Source organism: Kluyvera intermedia (assembly GCF_021440345.1).
Classification (GTDB): domain Bacteria; phylum Pseudomonadota; class Gammaproteobacteria; order Enterobacterales; family Enterobacteriaceae; genus Kluyvera; species Kluyvera intermedia_A.
The window spans coordinates 271,256-282,882 of record NZ_JAKCNS010000011.1 but is presented as its reverse complement, the minus strand read 5'-3'; the positions used below and the strand labels follow the sequence as shown (position 1 = coordinate 282,882).

The window sequence follows — 11,627 nt, the reverse complement described above, 5'->3', positions numbered from 1 at the left end:
TATGAAGAATATACGTAACTTCTCCATCATTGCACATATCGATAACTGACACTCCGACAGCCTCCGCAAACCTCCGACAAATTCCCCGTAAGATCCCCACCAAATCAGCTCTCACAAAAACAATACTGTTTGCATGTACAGTCAACCTACGACATCATAAGTCACGGTTTTTGTGTCCACCAGTGCGTCCATATCCTATGATGGACACAGAACCTCCCGTTCTGATGGACACACGCAGAGACAAACCATGGCTATTTCAGATAGTTATCTAAAGTCGTGCCTCGGGCGCGAACGCGAAAAAGTAGAAGAGAAGGCAGACCGTGATGGTCTGTGGGTTCGTATATCCAAGAAAGGGGCGGTTACCTTCTTCTATCGTTTCCGCTTCCTGGGTAAGCAGGACAAAATGACGATCGGCAGTTACCCGGAGTTCGGGCTGAAAGCTGCGCGCGACGAAGTTGCGAAGTGGTCGGCTATTCTTGCCCGCGGCGAAAACCCACGCATCCGGCAAAGTCTCGACAAAGCCAAAATTAACAGCCAGTACACGTTTGAGGAACTCTTCCGCGAATGGTACTCCATGGTGTGCATCCAGAAAGAAACGGCTGAACAGATCAAGCGCACATTTGAGCTTCACGTATTTCCTAAGCTCGGTAGATACCAGGCGCATCAGCTTACGTTGCACAACTGGCTAACCGTTCTCGACCGGTTAGCGGAAGGGTATTCCGAGATCACCCGGCGGGTAATAAGCAATGGTCGGCAATGCTATTCGTGGGCTGTGAAACGCCAGCTGCTGGAGGTTAACCCACTGGCAGAATTATCCGGGCGGGATTTTGGCATTCAGAAGAAAATGGGTGAACGAACGCTGGACCGTAAGGAGATGGCACTTGTCTGGAGAGCTATCGAAGATTCCCGACTGATTGAGCGGAACAAAATTCTCTTTAAATTATGCCTCGTGTGGGCATGCAGGGTTGGAGAACTCCGTAAGGCCGAAGTTTCGCACTTTGATTTTGAGGAAGGGGTCTGGACCGTACCGTGGGAAAACCACAAAACAGGCCGGAAAACTAAAAAGCCGATTGTTCGCCCGATCATTCCTGAAATGCTCCCGATGTTAAAACGGGTTATTGAGCTGGCTCCCGGTCGTTTTATCTTCTCGAGCCATGAAGATAAGCCGATGAGTGAATGCTTCCACATGAGCATCAGCAGTAACCTGGTGAAATTCATGCTCAAGGCATATGACGAACAGATCCCGCACTTCACTGTTCATGACCTACGCCGAACGGCGAGAACGAATTTTTCCGAACTGACAGAGCCGCATATCGCCGAGATAATGCTCGGCCATAAACTGCCTGGTGTGTGGTCGGTGTACGATAAGCACACCTACATCGAAGAAATGAGAGAAGCGTATGGCAGGTGGTGGGCCCGATTGATGAGCATCATCGAGCCCGATGTTCTGGAATTCACGCCGCGTCAGACCGGATAAGTCGCCCTTTAACGTCACGGGGTAGGTTCAGGTGTGTCATTGGGCGGCGAACAGGACGGGCCATTTCCCGGCACTGCCATTCTTCAACTTTGGTTTTTAGCCACTTGTTGGATCCGCCCATGTAGGAGCAGTCCGGCTCCGGGAATGGGTTTCCATTACCTGGGCGCTTCCGGTAGCGATCCAGTGTTCTCGACGAAATGCATAGCTGCTCGCAAATTTCTCGGGTGCTCATCAATTTGAAGTCTTCAGTATTTCTGCTCATCGTTTTCCCCAGTGGCCATACTCGGGCCATTTTTTTTCAAATTAGCTATCAAGATACCTGGCCTGGCAGCGCACGTAGCCGGCGCATACCCGTCATCGCCGTAGCGACATAGCTGCGACTGCGATTGACCACTTCCACCCAAACCTTCACGCCCGATACCCGGACTGTGTACGTCTCTTTCATCTTGCTGCGCCCATAGTCGCCGTAACGCTGGTGGTGTGTTGCCAGCGCGATCTCGCATGCCTGACGCGCAATAGGTGATTGCTTGTTGCCGCGGTTAATTAGCTTCATGCTGAACCCCTTGCTTGTTTGGGTGCCGGCTCGTTTGAGGATTTTTCCGCATACCATTGGCTCATTGCTAATCTGTTTGCACCGCCATCGATCCCCCTCTTTACGCGAGTTAGCATTCCTTGAGAGATCATTTCTCTAACGATGTAACGAGCGGCCCTGTCTGTTACACATAGCGCCTCGCTAATGTCTACGAGTCGGCACTGCTGGTGTTTGAGCAGATAATTAGCGACGGCTGTTTGTCTTTCTGCTTTATTGGTCATATTGGTATCCGGCCCCATACGGGGCCGACCTCCGTTAGCCAACGTATTCCGGTTTCATGTCGTCGAGGGTTACGCGGAACTGCTCAAACAGTTCGTCGCCCAGGTGACGGCGCGCAGCGTTGAGTGTTGCTTCTGCCTTCGTGAACAATTCGGCCGCATCCGGTTCGCCGGCGTTCGGCAGGGAGTTAATGGTCGCTTCTACTTTGTTGCGAGCGTTAACCCGGTGATAACGCTGCGTTGCCTTGTTCTTGAGTTCGGTGTACAGCGCTGAGCCCAGAGTCGCTTTAGCCTGGTTAATGTCTTCACCGACTGCTTTTGCCGCATCCACATCTTCGGCTGCATCAATCCGGGCGCGGAATTCATCAGCAATAGAGCCAGCACCCGAATCTGATTCCTGTGTGCTGCTGGTTTGGGTGCTGGCCTCGTGGGTAATTTCCTGCACACTCATTCGTTGTACTGGTTCAGGGTTAATAACGCGCTCTGAGCGATCATCCAGTTCATCCGGGGTATACACACCGAGAATCACGTCCGGACAAAATAGGCGAGCCCAACGCTTAACAGCGAGGTACGCCAGCTGCTGGCGTGGATCATCGGCCCAAAGTGTAGAGTTACGAACTCGAGCCTGAGCCAGAAGCAGGTCAAGTTCGCGCGGCGTTTCTTCACCTTTGAGGCGGGCCCGGATAATAATTCCGACGCCAATTTCATCAGCCATACCCCAACCCGGAACACGGTATTCGCCTTTGTCGCTTTTACGGATGTTGAATTTGCCGATGACGTTTTCCCATGGCCCGTACCATTCGTATTCAAAACGTGTTGCCAGAACGCCACTGCGCGAAATTACGGCGTTTACAAGTTGCGCCTCATAGCCCAGAACCCCATTAATCAGGTGCGTTTTCTGCGCTACTGCAAACGGGTTCATCTGCCACTGTGATGCTTGCATGGCGACGGCCATACAGTCAGCCTGGTTCCCCTGCAAATGACGCGGAACGGTTGCCGCTCCCTGTGCCATGATGCTGGCGAATGCGCTGATGGCGTTCAGATATTGGGAATCGAAAAGCGCGATATTTGAGTTAACGACAGTGTTTTGATCCGCTACGGTTACGTTGTTATTTTCCATCATCATTCCCCTTATGCCAGGCGCAGTGCTTCAAGGCGGCGCATGTCAAAATCGTTCAGTTCGTCGGTGTAGTCGGCGGTGATTGGCGCTGGCCACTCGCCAGTATCAAAGCCGGTTGCAATGGCGCGCATCGCCTTGCGGTACTCCAGCATGCCCAGTTCCAGCAGCTCGACAGATGCCTCGATAATGGCGATCCAGTGGTAGTTCTCGTCTTTGTTGACGAAAATCCAGAAGAACTGGTCAAGTGCTGCCGTCTCGCAGTACATCGCTGCGCTGAGGTGATAATCGCGGTCGATGATCTCCCGGTGTAACTTGGCGCGCAGGCCTTCCTGCTTGATGTTCCACATGCTGATGGTTTTCAGGTCGGCACCGATGCGCACACCATCCAGGTCGATTTCCAGATCCGGACGCACACGGACTTCCAGCCCAGTTTCGTCGTCGAACCCGAAATAACTCACCTCAACAGCGCGGCTCGGGTGCGTCAGTAGCTTGCCGGCAGTCGGGTGCTGGAGCAGGGCTTTCTGAATATTCAGTGCGGTGCTCAGCTGCTGGCGGGTTACCAGAACTTTGCCTTCCGGGTTTTCGCGCCAGGCATCCAGCAGTTCGTCGGCAAATACAGCGTCAGGATTGACAGCCTTCACGGCCTGAATCAGATCGGCTTTCGTGCCGGAGACTTTCAACGGCTGAGGCTTCTGCGCTTCCTGTGCAACCAGGTCAGGGTTAATCACCGCCAGCTGCTCGAGCAGAGCGTCACGACTGCCGCTGGTTTTCACCTGCTGCGGTAGGGTGGCGTTGTACTCTTTGATACAGGCTTTCATTTTGGCCGCGGTGGCTTTTTGCCCCTCTTCAACACGTTGGAACTCAGCAGGCAGCGCCATGTAGCTTTGCCCGGTTTCTTCCAGCGCTGCCCCCAGCGGTACCTGCGGCGGCAGGGTGGCGTTGTACTCTTCCAGCAGTGCTTTGATATCGTCGGCTGACAGCAGCGCTGGCAGACTGGCGTTATGCTCATCGATAAACGCGCGGATTGTTGCCGTTGTAGTGAATGCACCTTCTGGAATAACCGGTTCAACGCTGAATTCGGCATCCAGTTGTTCAGGTTGCAGCGCCAGCGCATGCACAAGATTGCCCATATCCAGAACCGGAGAGCGTTCTTTCGTGATGGTCTTCTCGACGTGGCGAGCGTTGAAGTACATCAGGGACACGCGGGCATCTTTAACCTGTGTTGAGCTGATACCGTTCGCCGCGTGGTAAACCTCGTTTGGCAGACCTTCATAACGACCTGGCTCGAAGAAAGCAGGGTATTCGGCAACCGGCTCTGGCTGATTACCTTCTGGTTCGTCCTGATTCACTTCTGGGCTGTTTTGATGCGCATTTTGGTCTTCCTGATGCACAGAACCGTCATTTTGATTCACGTTTTCCGGTTTTTGGTTAACATCTGCCGCTTCATGGTTCGCTAGGCTCGGTGCCGCGGCGGCCAGAATTTCCGCGTTGCTGCCTTCAGGTTCACGCGCATCAGCTTCTTCTTTCAAATCCGCTTCCATTGCTGCGTAGGTAGCATCGCCAACAACGGGCCCGCATTCCGAACAGTGGCCGCCACCGACAGCGCCGCAACCAGTACACACGATTTCCGCTACGGTATCTGTCTGCTGATCATCTTCCACAGCACCTTCGCCTGCTGATACCGCATGGTTAGTTTCGCCTTCGGCGCGCTCAGTCTCTTCCATCTGCTCATCGCTGGTGGTTTCCTCGGGTTGTTTTGCTGGGGCGTTCATCAGGCCATCGATGGAGAACATGCCGTTCCCCATGCTGGCGATTTGTGGCTGTTTGGTTTGTGTCAGGTCTTCGTGAACCCATTGGGGATCTGTTGGGTCGCTGATACCCGGCACAAACTCACCGCGACCGGCTGCTAGACGTTTGCTGACTTCATCGAAAGAAATCGCTTCATCATTAGCTACGGGGGCAATTTGCGCAGTAGCTACGGTTTCTGCTGTTGGCGCATCATGTTTAGACTCAGTCAAATTGGCATTGATGTAAGTCTGCAGGCTGACCGGGAAGTGGTGAACGTTCTCTGCGGCGCCGCGGATAAGTGCGAAGATAGCGGCGCGCGAATAGTCCAGGATGCCAGCACATTTGCGTAGGGCGGCGGACCACTCTTTGAATGGGCTTTCTTTCTTGCTGACGATCTCTTTAGCCCGGCGATGAATTGAACCCGGAATATTGTAGATGTCGAAATCCATTGGCAAAGTGGCCAGTGCGATCTCTTCGTCCAGCGTATTCAGGGTATGTTCGTAATCGGGGTTGCGGTCTGTCTTATTGCCGCCGCCAGCATTGGTTCCGGTATCGGTGCGCTGGATTTTCGCCACACGGTTTCCCTTTTGCCACTCTTTGACCAGCAGGCCGCGATCGATGTATTCGGTACTAACCCACGCTTTAACGAACTGAATAAAGTGGTTCAGTTCATGGCGCTGTATCTGCGGGAATACTTTTTTCACCGCGTCGGTCAGCTTCCAGAGTGTTGGCATATCGTAGGCTTTAACTTCCGGCGCGTTTTCTACAGCCATCAGCAGGTTCTGAACATAGGTGTTATCCATATCCATTTCTAACGCTGAAAGTTCTTTACGGCGTGGGATGCTGATGTGGTAAACATGGCCTGTTTCGGCGCACAGCTGCGCCAGCAACTGAATACGGAAAGGCATGGTGACCAGCTGGAATTCGGCGTTCTCGTCGTTGGAGAATTCAACCTTGCGGTCACCGTTCTCTTCGCCCATCAGCTCAGTGGTTAAATCGTTGTCTGCAACGTCTTCCTGGTGGAAAGTGTCCTGCGGCGCCGCGCCGGGTTTCAGCTGCCAGGTGCGCAGGTCTTCGGCCAGTTCGTAGCGTTCGCACCAGGTATAATCAACCACACCTTCTTCCGGCAGGTCGTTAAACACAGGGAAGTCAGTACGGATTGGCTTCTGGTAATCCTTGCCGCGACCGGTCTCAATTCCGGCATCTTCCAGATCAACATCGAGCTGAAGATTAGCGCGAGCTTCTGATTTCGCACTGCGCCAAATCACTGCATCTTTCTTGCCGGATTTCTGAGTGGCCTTAACCACATTAAAGAATTCCATGTGAGATCCTCTTTTTTGGGTGTTAGAATCCCCGGGCCATTGGTGGCGCCCATTGGGTGTTCATTGGTTTTTTGTAAAATTTCCGGTGTAACTTTGGTCGGTGGCACCGGACGTACTGGCCCGCTTCGGCGGGTTTTTACGTTATGACTCGTGGGCCATCTGGTCGTATGAAGAACACTGCACACAGCAGTAATCGCGTTCTTCGTGCTTCAGTTGCGCGCCGTGGATCAACGTCAGTGTGTTCTTTACTTCTTTTCCCTGCTCAATTGGCTTTCCGCAGTGGCGGTAAGCGCATTTCTTCTTTTGCATATCTCCCCCTAAAAAGACCTTGATGCTGGAATTTCATCAGCCGGGATAACCGCGTCTACCGGATAACATTCACCAGAAACATGTTGTTCAACTGCTGCGATTTCACATTGTTGCTGGTTGTCGTACACCCCGATAACCACATCCTGAAAGCTGCCATTCGTCATGCCGACGGTCAGCACTAAAGCAAACAGAGTCCCCATCAGTGCGTCCCCGCCGGTACAAGGGAAGGGTCAATGGTGCGTGAAGAATAAGTGCGGCGGATATTGCGCAGGTTTCCCTGCGGTTCGTGCCAGTACAGACCTTCGCGGTAATCAAAAGAAACCAGCCATGCTGCGCCGGTGCGCTGGCTGCGCATTGCCACTGCGCGACCGCTGTTTGGTATTACTGGATTAGCTTTCATCTCAACCCCCTTAAGTAGTGCCTGGTTTGATAACCCACTCAGGCTGCGTGGGTTCCTGCTATTCCCCAATAGAAAGGAATCGGTTAATGTTTAATCCCCCAATAGTGAAGAGGAATTAAACATGTGTGACTCAATCCAGATGAAACTCGCCTGCCCGGATTGCGGCTGCGAACTCATCAAGCGACCCGATGATTTTGATTTTGAGAACAACTTCGTCGGGGCATCCTGCGCCGATTGCGGCAGGGAAATCACAAAGGACGATGCAATTCAGCAGGGCAAGGATGTTGTTACAAAACAGCTCAATGCCATGCTGGGTAACGCATTCAAAGGAACGGGTTTCAAATTTAAATAGGTCAATAAGTTCACCCAATTGCCTTACTGCTTCGCTGGCGTCAATTCTGATGGGCGCCACTTTTACGTTGCTCATCTCACTCCCTCTCGTTTGCCCTTGTCGCCAGGCTGGCGGAACGTTGTTGAACCTTATGCGCTTAGTGTTTCGCGATGAGGTGATAATAGCAATGGCTATCAGTCATATCAATACGTATTGCTATTTAATGAATGCAATTGCTATTAAAATGTTGATAGCGAAAGGAATTTATTTTTAATGCGGTCGCATGTTATGCTCAAAAAAACATCAAGACGGGGTGGCTGAATGGAATTAAATGAAGAAAGAGTGAACATGATGGCTCATGCCGCAGGGCGGGCGGTAATGGAGTTAGCGCTGGCGGATTTACCTGTTACTCAGCAGACCATCATTGACAAGCTAGAGCAATATCGCAAAGAAACTGGGAATGTTATCGGAAAGGGCGTGAACAGGGATGCGGCAGAGATAGTGAGAAATGGCAGTAAGGCTGTTAAATAGGCAGTAAAAACCCGGCGTGATGGCCGGGTTAAAAGATAAGAGTTAAGACTCTAATAATATTTTCTTGGCAAACTCTATTGTATCTTTATGATTTGATGCAGGAATATGGTTTATCTTCTTAGCGTCCATTGTTTTCTTTATAGTATCTATAACCTTTTTTTGACCTGTAGTGGGAGATTCTGGTACTTCAATGGTAAAAAGAATATCTTCAATCTTCAGTAGATTTTCTTCGGCAGCTCTAGTGATCCTCATGACCCAAGTGTCGCTATGTTCCATCATTTTCCCAGGTTCAGTCTGAGTGAATGCTATAGGCTTAATCGCGCATTGAATCTCATTTTGCCTTTTTGCTACTAAAGGCATTGAGAATTTTGCATAAAACCCATCAATAGACTCCTGCTTAAAAATATTTCTTAAACCATCAATTCTATCAATACTTCGTTTGAGCTCTCTTGCAAGCACATCCTCACGACGTTCTTTGGTGTAATCGGAGTGATTAACATATTTATTGTAAATACGTGTCAAATCTTCCTTTGGATTTTCACTGAGAACAACCCTTGTCGTGCTGAACTGAAAAATAGATTCTTTTTTCGAAGTAAAATATCTAAAGAATTGAGCAAGTTGCTGATGTCCAGAAATCTGTGAAGCTTGGGCTTTTGCGAATTGCAACTCTCGTTGAATGGTGTCTTTTGCTACAGGGAAAATACAATCATCGTGGAAAAAGCTTTTTACACGAGAATCATTTCTCTTAGTTATCTGAAAATCAAAGTAATTTTCTTTTGGCGCGCAGATGACTACGCCTATGTTCGCAAACTCTTCAGTTTCCGCATAGGGCGCATACCTAACAATGCTGTAAAGGCATGGGGTTGTCATGCTATCTCGCTCCAAAATTCATCACGGTCGCCTTTATCTAAGGTGTCGCAAACAAAAGGTAAAAACTCATCATCAACGATCCACTCATCTGGAATTTCTTCAAGAATAGCAGGAAGCTTAACTAAGCTATCGACGACCTTCTGACGATACTCAAGGCGATCTACTAAGTCATACTCCCACTTGCGATTACCAGGGCCGTAGACATGAACTAAAAAATCATCAGGATCAGCATTTTCATCAAAGGATAGATTATGGTCAATTAGATAATACTTATCGTTGCCAACATCATAAAGAATATTGACGTTCCCACCTTTACTGGTAAGCGTTCTATCGGCATTGATTACCCATCTATCAAAGACATAGATTAACTTCTGTTGCTCTATAGGTACGATGGACTCATTCCTTGACTGAGAGAACGTCAGTGCTACCGCACCTTCGATGTAAAGTGACGCAAAGGCGTGGCCGGTACAAATGTCACGTTGAAGGTCAGGTGAGTACTCAACAAGATCTTCCGGCACGAATACGATTTTAAAGTCAGGCAAAGCAAGGCCTAAATCGTTAGCCAGGCAACCAGAAATGAACTCAGCCAAGAGATTTTTAGGTGGCATCGATGGCTTCGATTTCAAAACATACAATTGGCCATCATCACATTTGCAAAGATATGGTTGTGTAGAGCCTTCATTAATGCGACGAATTATTTCAACGACATTAGGGATTGCATCATTGTTGCCTGCTTCGCGCTCCATCACTAATCCTTGCCTATTCGTGGTTGCTTAACTGATGCATTTCAAATGCCGGGCCCGCTAGGACAGCGCCTGAAGCAAAGTCATGCCAAATCTCAACATCGATTTTTGTTAGATACCTCAATCGTTCCCGCTGCATCATCTCAATCCTCAGATGAACGAATTCGGCCCTTCATGTACTTCTCGTACATAGCATCCAGCTCTTTCAGGCGGATGGAGAAAAAACCATTTCCTGCGGTGATTCAGGCAACTTCTTACCCATGCTTCCTGTACGTCTGCGGCATGCTACCAATCACCTTCCCGAAGACGAAAATCTTGTTCATCTCTTCCTTCTCAATTGGCTCCCACGGGCGATAGGTCTGGTTGTCTGAGATTACCAGTAGTTTGTCTTTCATCTTCTGAAGTCGCTTAACATGAGCTGTTTCGTCGTACAGGAATGCGTAAATGCCATCTCCATCGAAATGCTGAATGCTAATGTCGACGAAAAGAAGATCACCTGGTTCAATTGTTCCGGACATGCTGTCACCGCGAACGTTGATAATACGGATCTGCTCTTGTTTACGCCCGTTGAACATCTGGCGCGCATCTTCAACTGAGTATTCCACGGAGCGTAACACCTCCACGAACTCACTATTAATGACTCCGGGGCCAGCGCTGACTGTAAGGTCGAGGACGTCAACACGGAAAATGTTTGGATCGGCTTTTATAGGAGCAATGGAAGCTGGTTGTTGACCGTCAGATCTCATTGGCCCAATACCTGTAGACAACCACTCAGTTCTCACACCGAGCGCATTCGCAATTTCTACAATCTTAGTCGAACCGCGAGCGTTACCGCTCGTTAGTCTCCAGATGGTTGGCTGAGCAACTCCTGACGCCTTCGCAAGAGCGCCCTGAGACATCCCGGACTGTTCCATTGCCTGATTCAGGCGTTCAGCAAGAGTTTCTTTTTTCATGGTTTTTAATTTATACGCTTGCGTATTGATGGTCAAAACACGTTTTGCTATTGCCTTGATTAATACGCATTGCTATCATTGTCTCGTTCAATACTTTTAGGAATTGAAAATGACCAACAAAATAATCCAACGCGCCATTGATATTGCCGGCAGTCAAAAAAAGCTTGCAGACCTCTGCGGTGTAGCTCAGCCAACTGTTTGGCGATGGCTCCATGGAGGCGGCATTGATGCGCGATACGTTATGAAAATCGTGTCAGCAACAAACGGGAAGGTTAAGCCAGCTGATATTCGTCCAGATCTCGCATTGTTGCTTGGTTCAAACAACCGCTAATTCTAACCACGAAAGGGAAAGCACTATGCAATCACTTACGTACCAACAAAATACCGGATTCCATTCGTCCGCGATGATAAATCGTGCTCAACAAGAGCATGGCGATAAACATGATGCCATTCGTGACGCGGTCCGCTCCTGGGCGGGCGCAGATGGTCAGGACGTAGTTACGGCTCTGATCATCGAAGAGTACCAGGCGCAGGGTGGTGATGACATCACTTTCCCTGATGATCTCTGCCGGAAACGCCAGAAGCTCTTTCGCTTCCTGGACAACCAATTCAACAGCGAGCGGTATCGCGAGAACGTCCGCCAGCTAACCCCGGCAATCCTCGCGGTTCTGCCGATTGAGTTTCGCAATCGCCTGCTGCCAGAGGACAACATCATGGCTCGCCTGGCGCGTATGGAGAAAGAAACCAGTGAAGCAAAGATTGCCGTCGCGCTGGATGCGCCACGGCATCAGAAGCTGAAAGAGTTGAGCGAGGGGATCGTGGAGATGTATCGCGTTGACCCTGGGTTAACTGGTCCGCTGATGGAGATGGTGCAGATGATGCTGGGGGCTATATGACCGGTTCAAAAATGGCGAAAGCCGCGGTGCGCGAACACCAACGGCTTTCTGGTGCAATTCATTGCGAAATCATTGCG

15 protein-coding genes are annotated in these 11,627 nt (G+C 50.1%); 5 read left to right on the top strand and 10 right to left on the bottom strand.

The genetic code is table 11. The features are described 5' to 3' along the window. Positions 1-247 precede the first annotated feature (247 nt). A complete protein-coding gene (locus LZ634_RS04185; RefSeq protein ID WP_234502528.1) occupies positions 248-1,477 on the top strand; it encodes a tyrosine-type recombinase/integrase in 1,230 nt (409 codons plus the stop codon). On the opposite strand, the gene xis is transcribed toward LZ634_RS04185, so the two are convergent. The 7 genes from xis to LZ634_RS04150 all read right to left on the bottom strand — a co-directional run bounded on the left by xis (position 1,455) and on the right by LZ634_RS04150 (position 7,226). Continuing rightward, the gene (gene xis / locus LZ634_RS04180; protein ID WP_234502526.1) at positions 1,455-1,739 is read right to left on the bottom strand and encodes an excisionase Xis; all 285 of its coding nucleotides are present in this window, start codon (positions 1,737-1,739) and stop codon (positions 1,455-1,457) included. The genes LZ634_RS04185 and xis overlap by 23 nt on opposite strands. A gap of 48 nt (positions 1,740-1,787) precedes the next feature. Then, positions 1,788-2,030 (bottom strand): DUF4060 family protein, encoded by a 243-nt coding sequence (locus LZ634_RS04175; protein WP_202209224.1) that lies wholly within the window; start codon positions 2,028-2,030, stop codon positions 1,788-1,790. Positions 2,031-2,324: 294 nt separating this feature from the next. Beyond that, entirely contained in the window at positions 2,325-3,407 is a 1,083-nt protein-coding gene (locus LZ634_RS04170; RefSeq protein ID WP_234502524.1) for a RecT family recombinase, read from the bottom strand. An 11-nt stretch (positions 3,408-3,418) separates the two neighbouring features. After that, the gene (locus tag LZ634_RS04165; RefSeq protein ID WP_234502522.1) at positions 3,419-6,517 is read right to left on the bottom strand and encodes a RecE family exodeoxyribonuclease; all 3,099 of its coding nucleotides are present in this window, start codon (positions 6,515-6,517) and stop codon (positions 3,419-3,421) included. Positions 6,518-6,658: 141 nt separating this feature from the next. Next, positions 6,659-6,826, bottom strand: coding sequence for a YdaE family protein (locus LZ634_RS04160; protein WP_234502520.1), 168 nt, complete (start codon positions 6,824-6,826; stop codon positions 6,659-6,661). Between the two features lie 8 nt (positions 6,827-6,834). Further along, positions 6,835-7,026 (bottom strand): DUF1482 family protein, encoded by a 192-nt coding sequence (locus LZ634_RS04155; RefSeq protein ID WP_065554610.1) that lies wholly within the window; start codon positions 7,024-7,026, stop codon positions 6,835-6,837. Next, entirely contained in the window at positions 7,026-7,226 is a 201-nt protein-coding gene (locus LZ634_RS04150; protein WP_065554611.1) for a hypothetical protein, read from the bottom strand. Before LZ634_RS04150 ends, LZ634_RS04155 begins: the two co-directional genes overlap by 1 nt. Before the next feature lie 121 nt (positions 7,227-7,347). Between LZ634_RS04150 and LZ634_RS22735 the strand changes: the two genes are divergently transcribed. Together LZ634_RS22735 and LZ634_RS04140 are read left to right on the top strand one after the other, a co-directional pair. Next, positions 7,348-7,578 carry an ECs_2282 family putative zinc-binding protein gene (locus LZ634_RS22735; protein WP_414467728.1) on the top strand — a complete coding sequence of 77 codons (231 nt, stop codon included), beginning with the start codon at positions 7,348-7,350 and terminating at the stop codon, positions 7,576-7,578. Between the two features lie 300 nt (positions 7,579-7,878). Then, positions 7,879-8,088 carry a hypothetical protein gene (locus LZ634_RS04140; protein WP_181545729.1) on the top strand — a complete coding sequence of 70 codons (210 nt, stop codon included), beginning with the start codon at positions 7,879-7,881 and terminating at the stop codon, positions 8,086-8,088. A 42-nt stretch (positions 8,089-8,130) separates the two neighbouring features. On the opposite strand, the gene LZ634_RS04135 is transcribed toward LZ634_RS04140, so the two are convergent. The 3 genes from LZ634_RS04135 to LZ634_RS04125 all read right to left on the bottom strand — a co-directional run bounded on the left by LZ634_RS04135 (position 8,131) and on the right by LZ634_RS04125 (position 10,654). Further along, entirely contained in the window at positions 8,131-8,958 is an 828-nt protein-coding gene (locus LZ634_RS04135; protein WP_181545727.1) for a DUF3037 domain-containing protein, read from the bottom strand. Continuing rightward, positions 8,955-9,704 carry a HipA family kinase gene (locus LZ634_RS04130; RefSeq protein WP_181545726.1) on the bottom strand — a complete coding sequence of 250 codons (750 nt, stop codon included), beginning with the start codon at positions 9,702-9,704 and terminating at the stop codon, positions 8,955-8,957. Before LZ634_RS04130 ends, LZ634_RS04135 begins: the two co-directional genes overlap by 4 nt. Before the next feature lie 251 nt (positions 9,705-9,955). Next, on the bottom strand, positions 9,956-10,654 hold the full coding sequence (locus LZ634_RS04125; RefSeq protein ID WP_182320583.1) for an XRE family transcriptional regulator: 699 nt from the start codon (positions 10,652-10,654) through the stop codon (positions 9,956-9,958). Between the two features lie 109 nt (positions 10,655-10,763). Between LZ634_RS04125 and LZ634_RS04120 the strand changes: the two genes are divergently transcribed. Both LZ634_RS04120 and LZ634_RS04115 read left to right on the top strand, forming a co-directional pair. After that, positions 10,764-10,985, top strand: a complete 222-nt coding sequence (locus LZ634_RS04120) for a helix-turn-helix domain-containing protein (RefSeq protein ID WP_181545725.1) — start codon at positions 10,764-10,766, stop codon at positions 10,983-10,985. A gap of 25 nt (positions 10,986-11,010) precedes the next feature. Beyond that, on the top strand, positions 11,011-11,550 hold the full coding sequence (locus LZ634_RS04115; RefSeq protein WP_181545724.1) for a toxin YdaT domain-containing protein: 540 nt from the start codon (positions 11,011-11,013) through the stop codon (positions 11,548-11,550). Positions 11,551-11,627 lie beyond the last annotated feature (77 nt).

What these genes read in the sequence shown, in the direction of transcription:
- LZ634_RS04185 (WP_234502528.1), top strand. Translation starts at nt 248, where the DNA reads ATGGCTATTTCAGATAGTTATCTAAAGTCGTGCCTCGGGCGCGAACGC.
- xis (WP_234502526.1), bottom strand. Translation starts at nt 1,739, where the DNA reads ATGAGCAGAAATACTGAAGACTTCAAATTGATGAGCACCCGAGAAATT.
- LZ634_RS04175 (WP_202209224.1), bottom strand. Translation starts at nt 2,030, where the DNA reads ATGAAGCTAATTAACCGCGGCAACAAGCAATCACCTATTGCGCGTCAG.
- LZ634_RS04170 (WP_234502524.1), bottom strand. Translation starts at nt 3,407, where the DNA reads ATGGAAAATAACAACGTAACCGTAGCGGATCAAAACACTGTCGTTAAC.
- LZ634_RS04165 (WP_234502522.1), bottom strand. Translation starts at nt 6,517, where the DNA reads ATGGAATTCTTTAATGTGGTTAAGGCCACTCAGAAATCCGGCAAGAAA.
- LZ634_RS04160 (WP_234502520.1), bottom strand. Translation starts at nt 6,826, where the DNA reads ATGCAAAAGAAGAAATGCGCTTACCGCCACTGCGGAAAGCCAATTGAG.
- LZ634_RS04155 (WP_065554610.1), bottom strand. Translation starts at nt 7,026, where the DNA reads ATGGGGACTCTGTTTGCTTTAGTGCTGACCGTCGGCATGACGAATGGC.
- LZ634_RS04150 (WP_065554611.1), bottom strand. Translation starts at nt 7,226, where the DNA reads ATGAAAGCTAATCCAGTAATACCAAACAGCGGTCGCGCAGTGGCAATG.
- LZ634_RS22735 (WP_414467728.1), top strand. Translation starts at nt 7,348, where the DNA reads ATGTGTGACTCAATCCAGATGAAACTCGCCTGCCCGGATTGCGGCTGC.
- LZ634_RS04140 (WP_181545729.1), top strand. Translation starts at nt 7,879, where the DNA reads ATGGAATTAAATGAAGAAAGAGTGAACATGATGGCTCATGCCGCAGGG.
- LZ634_RS04135 (WP_181545727.1), bottom strand. Translation starts at nt 8,958, where the DNA reads ATGACAACCCCATGCCTTTACAGCATTGTTAGGTATGCGCCCTATGCG.
- LZ634_RS04130 (WP_181545726.1), bottom strand. Translation starts at nt 9,704, where the DNA reads ATGGAGCGCGAAGCAGGCAACAATGATGCAATCCCTAATGTCGTTGAA.
- LZ634_RS04125 (WP_182320583.1), bottom strand. Translation starts at nt 10,654, where the DNA reads ATGAAAAAAGAAACTCTTGCTGAACGCCTGAATCAGGCAATGGAACAG.
- LZ634_RS04120 (WP_181545725.1), top strand. Translation starts at nt 10,764, where the DNA reads ATGACCAACAAAATAATCCAACGCGCCATTGATATTGCCGGCAGTCAA.
- LZ634_RS04115 (WP_181545724.1), top strand. Translation starts at nt 11,011, where the DNA reads ATGCAATCACTTACGTACCAACAAAATACCGGATTCCATTCGTCCGCG.